The sequence below is a fragment of the Pedobacter sp. TM02 genome, assembly GCF_059705275.1.
The window spans coordinates 1,870,151-1,890,420 of sequence record NZ_AP046530.1 but is presented as its reverse complement, the minus strand read 5'-3'; the positions used below and the strand labels follow the sequence as shown (position 1 = coordinate 1,890,420).

At 45.8% G+C, this 20,270-nt stretch carries 10 protein-coding genes; all 10 read right to left on the bottom strand.

Going from position 1 to position 20,270, the window contains the following annotated elements; all coding sequences use genetic code 11:
* Position 1 precedes the first annotated feature (1 nt).
* The 10 genes from AC6H1S_RS07930 to AC6H1S_RS07885 all read right to left on the bottom strand — a co-directional run bounded on the left by AC6H1S_RS07930 (position 2) and on the right by AC6H1S_RS07885 (position 20,078).
* Complete coding sequence (locus AC6H1S_RS07930; protein ID WP_497565790.1) at positions 2-1,651, bottom strand: hypothetical protein; 1,650 nt, start codon at positions 1,649-1,651, stop codon at positions 2-4.
* 1 nt (position 1,652) lies between these two features.
* A complete protein-coding gene (locus AC6H1S_RS07925; RefSeq protein ID WP_497565789.1) occupies positions 1,653-2,819 on the bottom strand; it encodes an alginate lyase family protein in 1,167 nt (388 codons plus the stop codon).
* Complete coding sequence (locus AC6H1S_RS07920) at positions 2,819-5,284, bottom strand: glycoside hydrolase family 2 TIM barrel-domain containing protein (protein ID WP_497565788.1); 2,466 nt, start codon at positions 5,282-5,284, stop codon at positions 2,819-2,821. The genes AC6H1S_RS07925 and AC6H1S_RS07920 overlap by 1 nt, the downstream gene beginning before the upstream one ends.
* 3 nt (positions 5,285-5,287) lie before the next feature.
* Positions 5,288-6,430 carry a glycoside hydrolase family 18 protein gene (locus tag AC6H1S_RS07915; RefSeq protein ID WP_233165715.1) on the bottom strand — a complete coding sequence of 381 codons (1,143 nt, stop codon included), beginning with the start codon at positions 6,428-6,430 and terminating at the stop codon, positions 5,288-5,290.
* A gap of 2 nt (positions 6,431-6,432) precedes the next feature.
* Positions 6,433-7,608, bottom strand: a complete 1,176-nt coding sequence (locus tag AC6H1S_RS07910; protein ID WP_497565787.1) for a DUF5009 domain-containing protein — start codon at positions 7,606-7,608, stop codon at positions 6,433-6,435.
* A gap of 46 nt (positions 7,609-7,654) precedes the next feature.
* Positions 7,655-10,384, bottom strand: a complete 2,730-nt coding sequence (locus AC6H1S_RS07905) for a glycoside hydrolase family 2 TIM barrel-domain containing protein (RefSeq protein WP_497565786.1) — start codon at positions 10,382-10,384, stop codon at positions 7,655-7,657.
* A 61-nt stretch (positions 10,385-10,445) separates the two neighbouring features.
* Positions 10,446-12,251 carry a RagB/SusD family nutrient uptake outer membrane protein gene (locus tag AC6H1S_RS07900; protein ID WP_199138016.1) on the bottom strand — a complete coding sequence of 602 codons (1,806 nt, stop codon included), beginning with the start codon at positions 12,249-12,251 and terminating at the stop codon, positions 10,446-10,448.
* A 5-nt stretch (positions 12,252-12,256) separates the two neighbouring features.
* The gene (locus AC6H1S_RS07895) at positions 12,257-15,310 is read right to left on the bottom strand and encodes a SusC/RagA family TonB-linked outer membrane protein (protein WP_497565785.1); all 3,054 of its coding nucleotides are present in this window, start codon (positions 15,308-15,310) and stop codon (positions 12,257-12,259) included.
* 15 nt (positions 15,311-15,325) lie between these two features.
* Complete coding sequence (locus AC6H1S_RS07890; protein WP_199139807.1) at positions 15,326-17,035, bottom strand: RagB/SusD family nutrient uptake outer membrane protein; 1,710 nt, start codon at positions 17,033-17,035, stop codon at positions 15,326-15,328.
* A gap of 10 nt (positions 17,036-17,045) precedes the next feature.
* On the bottom strand, positions 17,046-20,078 hold the full coding sequence (locus AC6H1S_RS07885; protein ID WP_199139809.1) for a SusC/RagA family TonB-linked outer membrane protein: 3,033 nt from the start codon (positions 20,076-20,078) through the stop codon (positions 17,046-17,048).
* Positions 20,079-20,270: the final 192 nt, after the last annotated feature.

Sequence of the window (20,270 nt, the reverse complement as noted above, 5' to 3'; positions counted from 1 at the left end):
TTTATCGTTTTTTGTTTTCCTCTACTTGTTTTGCATATAATGAAACAGGTTGCAACCCTGCTCCGCCTTGGCCATCCCATGCTGTGGCCGGACGGCCTTTTAACCTACCCTCGTAGGGCTTGGCCGTTAAACCAATCACATAGTTTTTGCCACTTACATAGGGATCTTGAATGGCTGCTTTGGAGGCCTTGCAATTCCAAAACACCTGATTTACCCCTGCCCAGCCATGGCCGGTACCCCAATTGCCACGGTCTTGGCTGTTGATTTCGCCGTCGCTCACCACGTTATCGTACAAAGTGCCCATGGCCCAGCGGTGGTGCGGACCGATATCGGCCTTGGCCTTTTCGGAAACGCAGCTGTAGAATACATTTGGGCCACACACTTTAGCACCGGTTACATAATCGTGCCGGCCTTCGGAAGCGAAGCAGTTCATCACCAAATTCAATTGGCCGTCGTTGTTGAACGAATACCTTCTACCTCCTTCTATTTTCGATTTTGGTGCCAGGCATTTGCTGTCTTTTACGGTAATTTGCTTGCTTTCGCCACCCAGGTTTACGCACGAATAGCCAAAATAGCGACTGGTTACGGCACTTACCCAACTGTTTTCGATACGGTTAAACGAAATGGCATCCCAACCATGGTCTTCGTCGGTATCGTTGGCATATTCTGATTCGAGCCACATATTTTCGATGCCTACTTCTGCAATACGGCCAGCAAAACTGTATTTGTAGATTTCGCCACCGCCATATTGTTCTTCCATGGCCATCACAATGGGATTATCGATAAAAATGGTATTACCTTTGATGGCAGTAATCCTGCGCTCGAAATTGAAGTTGTAATCGCTCGGCTTCCATTGTACCGTGTTGGCTTGGGCTTCGATCTGATCCATTTTTAAGTCGGAAATCCATTTTTGGGTACCCGGCCGGTACACCATGATGGCATCTCCCACTTTAAAACCCGAAGCATCGGCCACCTGAAAGCTTTTAGCTCCCAACGGCACATATTTATCGGCAATTTTCACCCTCGAATTAGGTATTTCTACTGCTTTTCCCGTGCCAGAGGCGATAATGGTTTTCCGTTGTCCTTTGCCTGTAGCAATCAGCTTGGTCGCTTCTCCTTCTCCACGCAAAACAATGCCTCCTACCGAAATACGCAGGCTTTCAGGAATTTTGTATTCACCCTTTTTCAATAGAATAGCGCCACGGATGCCTCTTGCATCGGCAGGTTTGCGGGCCAATTCGTCAATCGCATCCTGAATGCGCTGCTGGTCGTTTTCACCAGTTGCCGAAAGCGTAGCAACCACGGCCACGTTAGGGATGGCTTTTTCGTTTTGGTGATAGCCTACCCTGCTGAAATCGGGAATGATGTTGCCCTGTTCGTCTGGGATGTATTGCAATTTGCCTCCTTGTATTTTAACGTATTTGGATTGCCAGGCTTGCTGAGCCGAGGCGGTGAAAGCCCAAAAAAACAGCCCCATACATAAGCCAATTTTCCTGCTATGGATTAAAAATCCATAATCAGGTGCGGCCGGGATGACACATCCCAACCAACGAGAAAACAAGCATAAAAAACCAGATTTTTCAGGTGTGGATACTCCGCCTGCCGGCAGGATGGCATATCCCGATTGACGGACTTCTTTAAATAACTTCATCTTATAACCAAATTAAAGGATGCCTAATTGGCAAATTCCGGATTACCTCTTCTACCGTTGGCTTTAAATCCAGCCTTTTCCAAGTATTGAACCATGCCTGGTTTTTGTATTGGTTGGCACCAAAAACCAAAAACGGCTGTGCCACCGGCCAGTTTTCCCAAAACATGACATCAGGTTTTAGGGTCCATTTGCTTTTATCGGCTACGAAAGGATAGAGAAATTCTATTCCTTTTCTGATCGATTTGCCATCGGCAGTTTCAAATGCCCATAGGTTGTCTTTCGGGGTAGATAAAATCTGGCAAACCATGACCATGGCATCTAAATTAAATATCGAATAGCCATAGGCCTTGGTACGTTCCAATTCTAAAGGGAAACTGCCATTAACTGCCATTTGGTTGGGCAACAATACCGTTTTATAACGGCTACGCAACGAATCGAGCATGGCCTGGTCGTTGCACAATTTGGCAAACGAAGCCACTTGCATGGCCCAGCAGGTACTATGGTTATTTTTCGAGTTTTTTTCGGCCTTTCCATTTTTGCTGGTGTTGAGCCAAAGGATATAATCGGCAAACCATTTTTTGATGGCAGCGGTTGTGGATGCATCAAATGCTTTGGCTTTTTCGAGCACCAGCATGCCTTGGGCTACTTCCATCAAATGAATGGTATCGATAATGCCCCAGCTGCGTCCGGTAGAAGATCCTTTTACCGCCTGCGCAAAAGACAGGTTAGGGTTCATTAGCGTTTCCTGATCTACAAACCAGGCTTTTAGGTGTTTGAGGGCCTGTTGAGCATATTTCTCGTCACCAGTAATTTTATAGGCCGAGGCCAAAGCGCCAATGATGGTGCTGAAACGGATCATGGCCTTGCGATGGGCTACAAAATTATTCGGGTTAGTTTCGCCGTCGCGGTTAATGTATGGCCCGTCCGGATTTTTCGGATTTGGCCAAAAGTAATCGGCTTCCGAAAAGAAATCGTGTTTGCCACCCGCACTTCTTGGCGAGCTTTCGGCAGTCACCGTCACGGGCTGTTGTTGCATAGCCCAAGCCGCTTCTTTGCGTACCTGTTCTTTTAACACAGCGGCTACCTGTTGTGCTATGGAGGTTTTTTGGGCAAAAGTATTGATGGCCATCGCCACCAATACCACAAACAATAGGGATGATGTTCTCATTAGTTTAAGTTCAAAAATACGGTAGGCATGCCTTTCGACTGCACACTTACCACGCTTTTACCCTGATTGGTTTTTACCTTAATGATGGCTCGGCCATTGTACAGCTGCACTTTAGATGAACCTGTAGATGTACCTTGATCCTTAATCAGTTCGCCGTCGCCAACCAAGCCAAAAGCCACTTGATTTACAGCATCTAAACACAGTACTTTTTGGGCATCGAACAATTTGGCTTCCAAAGTAACTACGCCGTCTTTTTCGTCTATTTTCTCCAAAGTCAATTGTGCTGGCTTGCCCCATTTATCGGTTTGGTATTCTTGCACAATTTCGTCGGTTACCGTTGTTTTGCCTTTTTTAGCCACAACCTTGAAGGTATATTTGCCTTTGCTCATTGGCACCTGCCAACGTAAGCCAGCCGCCGGAAAGTCCTGGCTGTTTCTTTTCTTCACGCCAAAGCTCTTGCCGTTTACAAAAAGTTCGGCTTCGTCGCAATTGGAGTAAACTTTCACCATCTTCTCCTCGCCTTCGGTACCCCAACGTATCGGCCAAGTATGGCCATAAAGATGTACCATTGGCGTAGTTGTCCAGTAGGATTGGAAAATATAAAAGGCTTCTTTCTTGGTAAAATCGCGTTCAATTACTCCTTTTTGGTTCACATAAGGAACCGGATTTTCGGGCCTGATCGGCGTAGAGAAATCCTTAAACGGCCAATAAGCCGTACCGCTGAGCCAAGGCATGGTTTCCTGCTCTTTCAAGTGCCAGTCGATGAGGTTGGCTATATAGCTTTCGCTCCAATCGCCGTCTTTGCTTACGCGCGCTGCGCCACCATATAGCGATGCGTCGCCTGCGCGCTCGTCGGCACCACCGCCTTTTTTGATTTTGCTCAAGGCATTATCCGGGTTTTCCGAATGCCTGCGGGCATGGCTGTCGCCACCCCACTCTACATGCAAAAAGCGGTCAGATTTGTTAAACTCGTCTAACGAAACCTGTTTGTACTCGGTGTAATCGCCACGGTACCAGCCTGCCCATATAGACGGCGAATACACATCCACAATATCGCGACAAAAATCGCAACGGCGGATGGCGGTATTTCTTGAAGGATCTAATTTGTGCGACAAATCGTTCAATTCCTTCATAAATGCCCTGATTTTTTGTTGGTCAAACTCGCTGAAATCGCCTGGCCAGTCGTTTTCGTTGCCCAAGCCCCAAATGATGATCGACGGGTGGTTGTAATGCTGCTCAATCATGTTGGTCAGCATTCTTTTGGCTTGTTGCTGATAAACCGGACCGCCCAAGCCGCCTCGGCACCAAGGAATTTCTTCCCAAACCAAAATACCCAGACTGTCGCACAGGTTCAACACGATTCGCGATTGCTGGTAATGCCCCAAACGAATAAAGTTAACGCCCATTTCTTTCATGAGCTTCATTTCGGTCGCGATCATGTCTTCGGTCATGGCGGCTCCTACACCCGCATGATCTTCGTGTCTGTGGGTACCGCGCAACAACAGGCGCTTACCGTTGAGCATAAAAGGTCCTTTCTTGACAAACTCAAAATTGCGGAAGCCCACTTTTTCGGTCATCACCGAGGTTTCGCCATTGGCTGTAATACTTAATTTGATTTCATATTGCTGTGGCAGATCTGGCGACCACAATTTTGGCGATTTGAGGGAAGTTTCCCAGAGCAGTTCGTCGCCTTGAAATGTGGGCAAGGCCTTGCTCCAATCGCCCACAACTTTGCCATTCGGATCGATTACGCTGATTTTAAACGTGGCCTCTTTTAGCATATCTGGGTTCAGTAATCTTGCTTTTACGGTCAATTTACCCAATGTTCCTTTGGCATCAACCATGGCATGGGCAAACAGTTTATCGACGCTGAGCTGTGGCGTATAAACGAGATTGAGGTAGCGGTAAAGGCCGCCATACACATTAAAATCAGACAGATTAGAAGGTATCATTTCCAAATCGCGCGAATTGTCGCAACGGATAATAACAGGCACCTTGCCCTTAAACTGCCCCTTAAACAAAGGCGATTGCTTGAATTTTGCTACCGCATCGGTAATATCTGCCGTCCATTCGTCATAGCCACCCACATGTTCGGCCACCTTGGTGGTATAAATATAGACTTGCGTTTTCTGCCCGGCGCCTTCAAAATGCAATAAAGTCCTGCCTTTGGCATAAGGATTGGCTACCTCAATATGGGTACGGTACCAACCCGGGCCTTGGTAGTAATTTACATCGGGATCAACGGCATCGGTTGCGTTGAAACAGTGTGGCAGGCTTACTTTTTGCCAATAAGGCATTTCTTCGGGGTTGCCGGCCTTTACTGGCCTCACGGCTTCCCAAACGCCTCCCAAGTCTTCTTTTACAAATTCCCAGTTGTTGTTGAGACGTTTGGAAGTTTGCGCCTGAAGCAACAAACTTATTCCCAAGAGGTTAATTATGAGTAAGGCAGCTGATTTTTTGAACATATTTTAGTTGAAACTTTTGGTAATCTGATCTAACAAGTAGTTTTTGCGGTCTGAGCTGTACTCCCAAAACATGACGCCACCCAGTTTATTTTTGAGCACGTACTCGCATTTATGGGCCACCGACCATTCGTTATCGTAGGTAATGTACTGCTTGGTTTCGGCATTGAACAGGTATGGCGCTTTGGCATCCTCGTCTTTATATTCGACAAAGCCCTTTTTGTTGATAAGGCTGTCTTTCATAAAAGTATAGCCCCTGCCATAGCTGTTGCCCGAATCTAAAATGGTATCGCCCAGGCCTTTTTGCGCCGTTGGGCTCAACTTGAAGTTACGGCCATAAAAGGCAATACCCATCACGATTTTTGATGCTGGAACACCAGCAGCTAGGTAAGCTTTGATAGCCTTATCGGCCGAGTTTTCCGCAGGCGAGGTTTTCGAATCGTATAGATTGGTGTGATGACCGGCCTGTTTCCACGAGTAATAATCGTAGGTCATGAGGTTGATGTAATCCAGGTATTTAGCGGCCTTGCCCATTTCGGTATTGTTCAGAAACGATGGAAAGCCGCCCGTAGCCGTAGTCAGCAGTTTCTTTTTGCCGGTTTCTTTTTCCAATACATCCAGTTCTTTCCTAATCGCTTCAAACATCAAGGTAAAATTTTGTTTGTCTTCCGGCCGGTACACATTGCCTTGCTCGCCTGGCATGCCTGGGTATTCCCAGTCGATGTCTACCCCATCCAATCTATATTTGCGAATAATGTCGACTGCACTTGTGGCAAAACCTTTGCGAAGCGAATCGGTCAATACCGCGTTAGAGAAATTCTCGCTCCACGACCAGCCCCCGATCGAAATCAGGATTTTCAGGGCTGGATTTTTCTGCTTCAGTGTATTTAAACGGGCAAAATTGGTGGTATCTGTTTTGAGGTTTTGCAGAAAAGCTTTGTTGTCTTTTACGTTCACAAAAGCATAATTGATGTGCGTGAGCTTCTCTGCCGCAATTTGGCTCGGATCTACCAAACCATTGAAACCGGTTACGTAGCCAATTACCACTGGCTTTGGTTTCCTTTCGGGCATTTTCATGGCTACCAACAAGGCTATGCCAATTAAAACGAAGAAAAGCTGATTGATTCTGTTGTTGATTACTGCTACCATGGTTAAATTTTTAAACGGATGTGTTTCTTTTCTAAAAAAGCTACGATACGGATAACTAAAAATGCGACAAAAAAAGACCTGATGATACCGCCTATGCCATTATTAAAATAATCGGGGTAATTGAAATCGATGAGGCTGAGCAAGGCATAAAGCAGGTATGGGATTAAATAACAAGTTAAGGTACTGGTTCCAGCCGGCTTAATAAAGCGGAACCAGTTCTTTTTGTCTTTTACATCGACCAGCCAAATAAGCAGTTCGAACATGAGCCAGGTGATGCCCATACAAATGAATACCCAAGCCGGAGTTGAATAGATTTTGGAAATGCCTCCTGCGTGTGGCCTGATGATTAAACCAAAGGCGATACAGGTTAGGCCGGCCAAAGCAAAAAGCAACCACAGCACATTGCTTTTTTCACGGCTTGCCAACCGCGAATACAGGGTTGAAGCCAAAGCTCCACCAAGCATCAGTGTAATGGACGAAGCATCGCCAATCATCCATAAGTCGACATGCATCAAATCCATGTGGCTGGTTACGTTGATGAGTGCAAAGGCGATAAATACTGGCAATAGCACCAACAGTTTGCCTCGGGTAGCCACATAGGCAACGGCAGCAAACAGGTAGGCCCAGCCAATAATACCCAATATGCCCCACCACGAAGGTTCCATCCCGCTAGGATGTTCATTACTGCCACCTTTATACAGGCAAGCCATTATGGCTACCGTAACAATACCCAATGCCGTGAGACCATATTTCCAGCCTTTGGCCAGTTTAGCTGGGTAATCGAGCCAAATAAGAAAGAAACCAACGGTAAGGATAATCATATAAACCGGATAGCTTAGCAGCGCTACATGGCCATTGTAATTTTCCATGTTCACGTGAAAAAAGCCCATGATGATCAAGGCGGCAGCTCTCAATATAATGTGGAAGAGAATGGCGATATACGAATCGCCTTTTTTGAGGCGTGCTTTGATGGCAAAAGGCAACGAAAGGCCTACGATAAACAAAAATGCAGGAAAAATAAGATCAGAAAAACCCATGCCATCGTAATCGGCAGCGGTGTGCTCAATCCATTTCGGAATACGGCCTACCCCTGCCACATCGTTCACAAAAATCATCAGGAACATGGTCATGGCCCTTAAAACATCGATAGAAAGAATGCGCTGTGGCAGTGGTTTCATGTTTGCTTATTTTGAGTTGTCCGAAAAACGGCGTTACCCTTGAAAATTAATCAATTCTTCTCACCTGCAAGGCATTGAGCACAGGTTTTCCCTTTACGCTTTTAAATGTGATGCGGATGCCCTTATTGTCGGCAACAATACAATCGAATTTTTTTTGAACGCTATTGGCTATACCATAGGTAGAGGCCAGGTTCAGGTTTGCGATAACCTGTTTACCATTTAAATAGACGTCGAAAATACGTTGCTCGGGCACTTCCTTATTGGCCGATTTACTAGCCTCGATAAGGCTATCCAGGTTATACGGCAATACCGATTGGATGCCATTGCCCATCAGCTCGGCAAAGTGTAGCACCACTTCGTATTTCCCTTTGGGCACGTCCAGCTGATAGCCGTCTAAACCCACTAATTGGGTTTGGTAAACCGGATCATTAAAGGTACCACGGATATTTTTGTCGCTGCCATAAGCTTGGCGACCGCTATTTTTGATTTTGAAAGGCTCGCCACCCAAACTGCCCCATGAGCCTGCTTTGTAGGCTTGGCTTGGCAACCAGATTTCTTTTTGCTGGAAATCGATAAACTGACGTGGACTGCCCAAGCAGATATTGATGGCCTTAAAAGCTAAATTCTGTTGCGCAAAAATATCAGGTTGCAGCACAAAATGGATCGAAGTTCTATCTTCTAGCTTTTTACCTTGATGCGTAGCGACAGCCCTGATTTCGTTGATTCCATTTTTAAAAGGCACTTCCCAATTGCTCAACCTGTCTTTAACGGCTTGGCGGCCCATGCTTTTGCCATTTACAAAGAGTGTTACGCTGTCGGTATTACTGATTACTTGCAAGGGCTGTACCAAAATAGTGCCATTGGCAGGGGCAACCCCGCCCCTGATGGTCCACGAACCATCGCCAATTTTAAGGAAAGGTTGTTCGCTAAAATGTGCTTTGTACAGGTAATAGGTATTTTTAGGCTGTCTATCTAACGTCAGTAGGCCTTTATTGTTGATGTGGGGCATGGTTTCGTCGCGGGTTTCCGAGCTGAAATCGGCCAGGTTCCAAGCCGCAGCACCAGCCACAAAAGGTCTGCCCATGATGGCATTGATGTAAATTTGGTGGTAAAGCATACCATATTCCAAGCTCTTGTCGAACCTAATGGGCGCAAAGGCATGGATGCGCGGATCTACATCGGCGCCATACTCGGTAATGATCATGGGCTTATCGGGTATTTGTTGGTGGATTTTATCCAAGTTCGGCCCAAAATCCTCCGATTTGCCCCCGTACCAGCCTTGGTATAAATTCCAACCTACAATCATCGGTATTTTAACCAAGCCGGCCTTGGTATAGCCGTTTACATCACCGTGGTTAGACATCATGGTATAGCGCGTAGGATCGGTTGCGCGTGTAAGGTCTTCTAATTGTTGCGCCAAAACGGCAATATTATCGAGATACTGCTGCTTTCTTGGCTGATCGTTATTGAATTTCATGCGCAACAAAACTTCGTTCATGTAAGCCCAGATAATGATGCTGGGATGATTGTAGTTTTGTTTGATCATTTCTACCTGCATGCTTTTGCAGTTGCGCGTAAAGGCTTCGGTTTCGGTAATTTCGTTTACAATCGGAATCTCGACCGAAGTTAAAATCCCCAAACGGTCGCAGGCATCAAGCACGGCCTGATCTTGTGGATAGTGGGCAACGCGCAGAAAATTGCCCCCCATGCTTTTGAGCAGTTCTACATCTTTAACCTGCAAGCTCGATGGTACGGCATTGCCCATGCCTGCAAAATCCTGGTGGCGACTAGCGCCTATTAATTTAACGGCTTTCCCGTTGAGCGAGAAACCTGTGTTGGCATCAAAACTAAAAAACCGGAGGCCTACGTTGGTCGTTACCTCGTCTGTAGGCCGACCTGTTTTGGCATCAACGATACTGATAATGGCTTTGTAGAGATACGGGTTTTCCGGCGACCACAAATTAGGATTTTTCACCGAAAGAACTGGCAATGCAAACGAAAGGGTTTGTTTGGCATTGGCGACCACGGCAATTTGGGTAGCCGCAATTTTCTTTCCGCTGGCATCAATCAAGGTGGCCAGCAGGTTTAAATTCTTTTGAACGGCAGTGGCATTACTAAGGCTTCCATTGATGATAACTTCGGCTCCATGGGCCGATACCTTATCGGCATGCACATAAACGCCTTTGGTGGCATACTGATCGTCTTGAAAATGTACGGCATCGGTAATCACGAGCGACACATTGCGGTACAAACCACCAAAAAAAGTAAAATCGGCAGTCAACGGCGCAATATTTTCATTGTAGGCATTGTCTACTTTTACCGCAATTTCGTCTGTTCCGTTAAATTTGAGATTGGCTAAGGGAACTGTAAAGGCAGTATAACCGCCAAGGTGGCTGCCTATTTTTTTGCCGTTGAGGTAAACAGCGGTTTCTTGGTTGGCGCCTTCAAAATAAAGTGCCAATTTTTTGTTCTTCCATTCGGGTTTGAGGCTCAGTTTTTTCCTGTACCAGCCTATGCCACGGTAATAGCCTGGCTCATCGTCCATGACATCAAAGGCATTCCAGGTGTGGGGCACGCTTACGGTTGTCCATTTCAGGTTGCCCCAATTGGCCGCTGTAGCTTGTCGGCTCGGGTCTTTGGCAAATGACCAGTTGGCATTCAGGCTAACGTATGGCCTGGTTTCTTTTTTGCTGGATTGGGCTTGGACAAAAACAGGAAGGCAACTTGCCAGCAAAAGGACTAAACAGTAAATTCTCGAACGGGTAGATTGAAGCATTATTGCAAATAAATATAGTTAGCGTTCCGGCCTATTGCTAGGCCAGAACGCTAAGGGGCTATTAATAACCTGGGTTTTGTATCAGGGCTGGAACCCTGTTCAATTCAGTTTGATCTAAAGGGAAGAAATAGTTGGCTTCTTTAAAGACACGATTTGGGTTGTTGGTAATCGGCACTTTTGCATAAGTGTAGGTAGATCCGGTTTTGGTAATCTGCATACCCATCATGGTAAAGTTGAATTTCTCCATGGCTAATTTCCAACGGCGCACGTCGAAGAATCGCATCCCTTCGTAGGCTAATTCTACCTGGCGCTCGTTTTGGATTACTTCGCGCATTTCGGCTTGGCTCATGCCAGCTTTGAGGCCATACAAGCCATCGGTACCTGCTAAAATTCCTGCTCTTTTTCTCAGCAGTTTCAACTGGTCGTAAGCCGGGGTAATGTTGCCCGCTTCGTTGCTGGCCTCGGCATAGTTCAGCATTACTTCGGCGTAACGGATCAAGCCCCAAACGCGTTGCAGGGTTGGTCCGCCGTTATTGGCCGTACCATCGTCCATCATTTTGCGCCAGTAGTAGCCAGTGGCATAAGTTAAGCCGGCTTCGCCCGATTTGGTAGACCATCCATCTTGCGTATTGATGTAGGTGCTTACCGGTTGTTTGTTGCCCGTGGCATTGTTGAACCACAGCATTTGGTTCCAGATTACGGTATAGCCCAAACGCGGATCGCGGTTTACATATGGGTTAGCGGCATCGTAGCCTGTTGGATTGGTAGGCGATTTGATATCGGTGGTAATCGGCTTGCCATTGATGGTTCCAAAAGCATCCACCAAATTCTGCGATGGCATAGCCTGTGGCGTAGTTACCCCTCTCGAAACCGGCAATAACGCGCCCTCTAAGGTTTTCGAACCAGCAGTCATGCCATTGAGCAGGAATTCAGGATTTTTGCGCATGGTAAATACCTTGCCAAAGCCCAAGCCCGGAGTAGAATTGTCTTCGTAAAGGCCATAACCTTCGGCAGTTGCCGCATCCAATGCTTCTTTGGCCGCCGCAGCCGCCTTTACCCAACGGTTGGCATCATAAGCCGCATAACCTACCACTTTCTTTTGTGCTTCGGTTTTACCAATATTGCCCCCGTTAAACAAAGGACTCGCCGCAAACAATAAAACCCTCGATTTGAGCGCCTTGCAAGAAATACTGGTAATCCTGCCATAATTTTGAGCGTTGTAGTTGGCCGGCAAATCGTTAGTAATGGCATCAAGTTCAGAAACAATGTAATTCACGCATTCTTCGTAAGAGTTGCGCGGATTGTCGATGATGTCGTTTGGTCCAAACAACCTATCGCCAATGAGGGCTACACCTCCAAAATGCTTGATTAAAATGGAGTAGTACCAAGCCCTTAAAAAGCGGGCTTCGGCCTTGGTCTGCTTTTTCATTGCAGCCGAAAAGGGCGATTTGTCTACGTTCGACAGGAAAATATTGACCCTTCTGATGTTGGCATACGGTTTATTGTAAGCCACGATGTAAGGATTTTGGTTGGTGCCACTCGAAACTACTGATGCCAAACTGCCACTATAAATCACCACGAAAGGCTGGGTTACGCCAAATAAACGGTGATTGCCCTCATCGCAGGCTTCTGCAGTACCTGCGGTAATGCTGCTGCCATTTGGCGAATTGTAATACCTCGAGCTGAAATCGAAGAAGATATCAGAGTAGATGCCAAACAGGAAATTGCTTGTTTTGGCGCTATCGGCGAAGGTGGTTTCTTCGTTCAAATCAGTATTGAGTTGAGGGTCGAGAATATCGACCTTCTTGCATGAATAGATCATGACACCAGCCACAACCATCAATAATGCTATCACTATCTTTTTCATATTCATTAAAATGAAACTTGTAATCCTAAATTGTATACTTTGGTTTGCGGGTAAAAGCCTGCGCCATCAGTTCCAGAAGTATTCTCTGGATCGGTATTGTAGATGTTTTTCTCTTTAAGCGACCAAGTAAGCAGGTTATAGCCGTTTACGTAGATCCTTGCACCCTGCAAACCGATTTTGTTGATGAAGGTTTTAGGAAACGAATATCCAAATTCGGCGGTTTTGATCCTCAAATAATCGCTGGCTTTGAACCAGTAATCAGACGGATTGGCCGCAGGGTCGTTCAGGTTGGTACCGGCCAGGCTCAAACGCGGGAAGCTCGGATTGGCACTGTTTTCAGGCGTCCAGGCTTGTTCATGGATTTCCCTAAAGTTGTTCAATCCTGGTCTGATGGCCTCGGCTGCCGATCTTCTGGCAAAATTCAGGGCACTCTGGGCGGTTACTGTAAAGCTGAAGTTTTTATAGTTGAAGCCTACAGTTAAACCCATAATGGTATTAGGCAGGTTTGGATATTTTAACACAATCCTGTCGTCAACGTTTACAATGCCATCGCCATTGGTATCTTGGTATTTCAAATCGCCGGCTCTGGTGGTACCCACAGTTGGTTTAGGCACTGACGGGTCGTCAATTTCGGCCTGGGTATAGTAGCCCAAGAAATGATAACCCAAAATACTGCCCATGGCCTTGCCGGTTAAAGCCTGGTAATCGTAAGCTGGCTTTGGCTCGTCCATAAACAAGATTTTGTTTTTGGCCACCGAAATGTTGCCGCTAATGTTGAACTCCAATTTGTTGATACGGCCCAAATAAGTTACCTGTGCCTCCAAGCCTCTGTTGCTTACCCTGTTGATATTAGAAGGCGGCAAGTTGGAGATACCAGAAATGTTAGAAAGGGTTCTTGAAGTGAGGATATCATAGCGATAGCGGTCAAACCAATCGGCCACGATTTTCAGCTTGCCCTTGAACATGTTGATATCGACCCCAATATTGGCCTGTTCCTCTTTTTCCCAAGTTGGATATTGGGCCAAGGCTCCTTCCCTAATGCCGGTTATACCCGTGTGGTTTTCGCCAATCGAATAACTTCCATCATTCACATAGGTTGGGATATACGAATAGGCAAAGTTGCCGATATCATCATTTCCGGTTCTACCAAACGAGCCTCTGATTTTAAACAAATCAATGAATTTGATATTGTTTTTGAAGAAAGGCTCTTCGGCCACGTTCCAACCTAACGATATGGCCGGGAACAGGGCATATTGCTTATCGGAGATAAACGAACTTGAACCATTGTAGCCCGCGTTAAATTCGATGAGGTAACGCATTTTGTAATCGTAACCAACCCTGAAGGTGAAGCCTTTGAAGCCCCTTGGCTCGTCGGCATTGCTCACGTTATTTTGTTGGTTGTACAAAGCGAGTGCATAAGCATGGTGGCTGCCAAAAGTACGGTCGTAGTTTAAAGAGCCTTGCCAGTTTAAGCGTTTGTAGCTTGCATTGTTCGAATAAGCTAAAGTTGGCAGTCCGATCCTGTAAAAATTGGTATTGTAAATGGTATAAACTCCATTTGAAGGATTGTAATTGTAAGAAGGGAAATCGTTGGCCGTACCCCTGGTTAAGTTCCGGCTGAAGCCATAAGTACCATTAAAGCCTACTACGCCCTTGGCCGATAAGCCTTTGGTAACGAAATCCAATTTTTGGGTAGCCCTAAAGTTTGCGGTAATATCGTTGGTAAACTGCCTGTTGTAGCCATAATAGGTTAAACGGCCCACTACGTTGTTGTTGGTGTAACTGCTGTTGATGCCGTAAGAACCATCCGGATTGTAAATGGCATAGGCATACGGTGGCAACTGGTTGGCGTCGCTCAACTCGAAAAAGATGTTGTTTCGGGTGTTCCTGCCACCGTTTGTGGGGCTGTTTCTTTCGTTAAAGGTACCCGAAAGGTCAAGGCTCAGCGTGGTGGTTTTGGTCGGTTGCAAATCTAAATTCGACCTGAAATTGTAGCGCTTGTAGTAATAGTTGCTGTTCATGCCCGATGGCCCCGAAAAGTCCTTGATCAAACCGTTTTGGTATAAATAGCCCGCCGACAAATAGTACTTGGCTTTTTCTATACCACCTTGGATGTTGATGTTGTTCCGCGATTGTACACTGTATTTCCTCAGCAATTCGTCGGTCCAATTTACATTAGGGTGTCCATAGGGATCTTGGCCATTCTGAAACAAATCTAAATCGGTTTGAGTGTATCTGGCAGGCTGACCGTCGTTGGTTAAAGCTTGGTTAACCAATAAGGCCGAGCGGTACGAGTCTAAATACTCGGGCATATACGTTGGTGTTTGCACGCTGTTTTCGGTTCTCACCGTAATTTGTGCCTTGCCTTCCTTGCCGCGTTTGGTGGTGATTACCACAACACCATTAGCCCCTCTGATACCGTAAACAGCCGTAGTTGCCGCATCTTTCAAGATGGTAAAGGTTTCGATCTGATCAGGGTCGATTTCGGAAATGCTGCCGTAATACTCTAAATCGTCGACAACAATCAATGGTGCACCGTTACCATTGGTGGTACTCAAACCACGGATCAGCAAGGCGGCGCCATCGCTACCAGGCTGACCAGAACGTTGTTGGGTAGTGATTCCCGGTACGCGGCCAATCAAGGTGTTTTGTAAACTGGCCGATGGCGTTTGCCTGATATCGTCGCCAGAAATCGAGCTGGTTGAACCCGTATTGGTAATTTTCTTTTGGGTACCAAAAGCCACTACCACTACCTCTTCCAGGCCTTTGGCATCGGTAACCAGGGTTACTGTGATGTTGCTTTGGGTTCCTACCGCTACTTCCTTGGTCAAATAACCTACGTATTTGAAAACCAAAATTTTGCTGGCTGTTTTTAAGTTGAGTTTAAATTTTCCGTTTTCATCAGTCTGCGTTCCGTTAGAAGGCAGATCTTTCTCGTAAACGGACACCCCGATCAGGGTTTCTACATTATCCTTTACCGTACCGGTAACGGCTTGCTGCTGGGCCCAAGCAAAGCCACAGCACAACAGTAAGCCTATCGTTAATAAATATCTTTTCATTTTAAATGGAATTAATTACCAACCCGTATTCTGAATTAGGTTTGTGTTTTTGGTGAGCTCGCTATAAGGAATTGGATAGAAATACATTTTCGGATTAGCAAAAGTGATCTTGCCTGCCACTGCTTTCTGATAAGTCAAAGCCGAAGTTGCCGGATCTCTGGTGATGATCATTCCATTTAAATTTGTATTCAAAGCCGTTTCGGCAGTTTTCCATCTTCTCAAATCCCAAAAACGCTGTTCTTCAAAAGCCATTTCTATACGGCGCTCATTGCGGATGGCGTCGCGCATTTCGGCCTGGGTCATACCCGAACTCTTTAGGCCATACAGATAACCTGGCGTAGTTCCCGCGGTAATTCCTGCCCTTTTTCTGATGTCCTGCAATACTTTGTACACACTGGCATCGGGCGAGGCCAAGTACTCGTTTTGCGCTTCGGCATAGTTCAGCATCACCTCCGCATAACGGAAAATAGGGAAATTGTGCGGCTGGGCACTGTAAAGCGTAGCCGTAGCAAAATTGCCCAGGTGCTTGCGCAAATAGTAGCTGGTTTTGGTTTGGGTGGTGTTTTTATTCGGCTTATCCAAGCCACCTTCATAGGTCTGCAAAGGCCTGCTTAACCAAGCTACGCCATTGTACAACACGGTGCTGGCCAAACGCGGATCGCGGTTAGCATAAGGATTTGCGGCATCGTAGCCTGTGGTATTGGTTGGCGATTTAACATCGGTTGCAATTGGCAAACCTTTAATGGTGCCAAAGGCATCAACCAAATCCTGTGTCGGACTGGTGCGGCCATTGGCACTGGCCAAAGCATAGCCTATCGGGCCATTGTTGGTTTCCAAATCGCTGCTGTTGTTTCTTAAATAACCTAAAATAACCTCATCGTTTTTCCTAACAATAAATACGTTGTTGTAGGCAACGCCATCGATTTTGAATTTGCCCGTGGCGATGAGGTCTTGGGCGGCCTGCGCCGCTTTATTCCAGCGCTCTTTATCAAAAGAGGCATAGCCTTGATACAATTTTTGTTCGGCAGAGCCACCAATATTGCCACCATTATACAAAGGACTGGCAGCATACAGCAAGGTTCTGGCTTTAAGTGCCAAGACCACACCATTCGAAATACGGCCATAATCGCTGGCTGCCAATGGATCTGGCTTTACCGCATTTTTGATGGCATCGCATTCTGAAACGATGTAATTGATACAATCTTCGAACGAGCTGCGTTTAAAGTTTTCTGGGGTTTCTGCATCTAATACCACATCGCCCACCAAAGGCACGCCACCATAACGTTTCACCAGCTCGAAATAGAACATGGCACGTAAAAAGCGGGCTTCGGCTTTCCAGAAAGGAATTTTTGCCGGAACCGGAACTACATCAATGTTGGCCAGGAAAATGTTTACTTTCCTGATGCCCGCATAGTTTTTGCCCCACTGGTCGTCTGGATTGCTCAATGCGGTTAATGACGAGGTGGTGAAACGCTCAATGCTGCCACCTACCTGCGAAGGCATGGCATCGTCTGTCGCGGCATCCAACAGATCGCCGCCTATTCGGTTATAACCGTTAGGAAGGATGGAATAAATATTGTTCAAGAACTGCTCGGCATAAAACCCGTTCTTGTCGGTCGGATCAAAAGCATAGTTTTCGGTAATCCTTTCCAGCGGTCCGTCTTCTATTTTGCTGCAACCTACCAATGAAATTGCGGTCAAGGCTGCGATCAATAATTTCTTCATGTTCATAAGTTTAGAATTTAACACTGATACCTGCCACCAACATCTTTTGGATCGGATAGCTGTTGAAATAATCTTCCGGATCGAGGTTTTTTAAACCCGTGATGGTAAACAAATTGGTTCCGTTTACGAATAATCTTGCGCCCGACATTTTCGCCTTTTTCACCAGCGAAACCGGGAAATTATAACCAATCTCTACACTTTTTAAGCGTAAGAAATCGCCATTGCGCAACCAGTATGAAGAGTTGAGTTCATTGTTTGGATTGCTGCCTACGCTTAGCCTTGGATAGCTGGCAGTGGCAGCCGTAGCTGGTGTCCAGCGGTCTAAATTATGTTCGTAGGCTTGGCCTCTTGTGCCTTGAAATGCCCAATATGAGTTTCCCCTCAAGAAAATATCATTGTTAGCCACACCTTGCAGCAAGGCAGAGAAATCGAAACCTTTCCAGCTCGCTCCCAAGTTTAAGCCAAAGTTTAGGGCCGCTTTGCCCCTGCCGATGGCAACCTGGTCGTTTTCGTCGATTACATGATCGCCATTTTGGTCAACATATTTGATGTCGCCTGGTATAATGGCCAAATTAGCCGGTTTTGCACTGCTGTTGATTTCGGCTGTCGACTGGAACAAACCGCTAGCTACATAACCGAACGATTGGCCCACAGGCAATCCGGTACGAACCTGATAGGCAAACTGACGAGTAGGTTCGTCTTGGTAAAGCACCTTGCTTTTTACGGTTGAAAACATCGGCGATACAAAGTAGTTGAACTCGCCTACTTTGTCTTTAAAGGTTAGTTGTAATTCGACTCCCGAATAACGTTGCTTGCCGATATTGCGTTGTCCATAAGGCGCACCGGTAATAGACGTATTGTGGCCAATTACCTGCAACAAGTCATAAAACTCATTGTTATAATAGTCTGCCGCCAAGCTTAAACGGTTGCCGAATACCGAAGCATCCAGTCCTGCGTTAAACTTCCTTGCTTTTTCGAAAGTTAAATTCAGGTTAGCTAGGGTTCCCTGCTCAATGCCCGAAACCGTACCGCCTGTATTTTGACCGAAGTTATAACCCGTACCACTGTTGTAAAACTGTCGGTAGCTATAATAGTCGTTGGCGTTGAAATTACCCGTACGGCCAAAACTGGTTCTCAACTTTAAATTGTTGATCCATTTTTGATCTTTCATAAAGTCTTCATTGCTCATTACCCAACCCAAGCCAATGGCAGGAAAAAGGCCATAACCATTGCCTGAAGGGTATCTTTCCTTAACGCCATTATAGGCAAAGGCTATTTCGGCGAGGTATTTTTCGTCGTAGTTATAAGTTGCTTTTCCAGAAACGCCATTGACGTTGTAACCCAAATCGGCACCGGCCATTCGATAATCGTTACTGGCCAGCAACAAGGCATTGAGGTTATGCTTGCCAAAGCTTTTGGTATAACCGAACTCTCCCTGCAAATAAAATACACGATTTTGCGTATTGGTGGTCAAGCTGTTAGATTGTTGACCGGTTGTACCATATTGGGTATAAATAACGTTGCCTAATACATCGGTGCTTTGTTGAAAAGTTACCAAAGGCTTGCTCCTCACCGTAGTTTGGTCTAAATAAGTGTTAATGGCGCCGGTAGCCTTGAAATAAAGGCCCGGTGTTAATTTTTGCAAATCAGCTTTAACACCTAGATCAACCCTAAAATCGCGGGTATAGCCAACTTGGTAACCAGAGCGTAGGCTTTGGCCATATACGTTGTTTTGCTGAAAATCCTGGCTGGCACCCAAGGTTCCATTGGAATTGAAAACCGGATAAGCATTGGCAGGTGTTTGGATGATGCTGTTCCACAAAGTGCTTGTACCAACGCCCGGTTCGTTACCGGTTTGCAAACGGCCAAACAAGTTCAGGTTGGTCGTAATGTATTTGCTCAGGTCCAACTGTACATTGGAGCGAAAAATATAGCGTTTGTAATCTGAATTGGTGCCGTTAATGTTTTCGTCGGATTGCTTAAACAGGCCTTGCTGATCTAAATAATCCAGGCTTACAAAATACTTGGCTGCCTGCTTGCCACCCGAAATATCGACATTGTATCTGCTGTATGGCGTTTCGTTTCTCAAGATCTGGTCTTGCCAATTGACGTTGGGATGGTAAATTGGATCGGTACCATCGCGATAAGCATTCAGGTCAGCTTGCGTATAAGCCAAAGCCTTGCCATCGTTGGCCAGGGCCTCGTTAAATAAAGTGGCATAATTAAAGGCGTCTAAAGTTCTCGGCAGCTGCGTTGGCTTCGAAATGCCGTACATAGCCTTAAAACCAATTCTCTGCGGACCTTCAGAACCTTTTTTGGTGGTAATCAACACGACCCCGTTCGATCCCCTGATACCCATCATCGCAGTAGCCAAAGCATCTTTCAAAATGGTAACCGATTCGATTTGTTCGGGATTGATCGAGGTAAAAGACTGCGGGATACCATCTAGGATAACCAATGGTGTTTGACCTCTCAGGTTTAGGGAAATACCATCGTTGCCTGGTTCGCCACTTGATTGATAGGTAGTTAAACCAGCCAATCTGCCGGTAAACGTACCGTTAATTGGCGATGAAATGGTTTTGGTCAAATCGTTGGTTCGCAACTCGGCCACCGCTTCTATGTTGGTGGCTTTCTTTTGCTTGGTATAAAGTACATTAAAGCTGTCTGATGGCGAATTGTCTATAGCCATTTTCAGGTTAACTTGCTTTTGCCCGGCAAATGCAATTTCTTGGGTAACAAAACCATCAACGCTAAAAACGAGAACATCTCCTTTATCGGCGTTGATCAGGTACCTGCCATCAAGATCGGTAAGCACCGTAGTATTGGGCTTGCCCTTCAGGCGAACTGCCACATCAACCAAGGGCTTATCGGCCAAATCGGTAACGCGACCGCTTACTTCTTCACTTCGCTGACCAAGGGTTGAAGGTTTGTTAGTGGTTATGCGATGCAAGGCATTTGCAAAAGCACTGGTTTGCAACAAAAAACACCAGAGCAGTGTTATTGAAATTTGTTGCAAAATTCTTTTGAGTAGAATTTTCCTCATACAGTTATAATTTGGTTGGTTGGTTAATTAGCCAGAATAATTTTCTGTGCCGTAAATATAGATTAATATAGTTCAAACTTGCAAGCAAATAAAATCTATAATTAATTGATATATAAGTAGTTATAATAATTTTGATACGCTTTAAGCGCAAGCCTAAAATTAAATAACTAACTGAATAGCTGTAGTTTAACA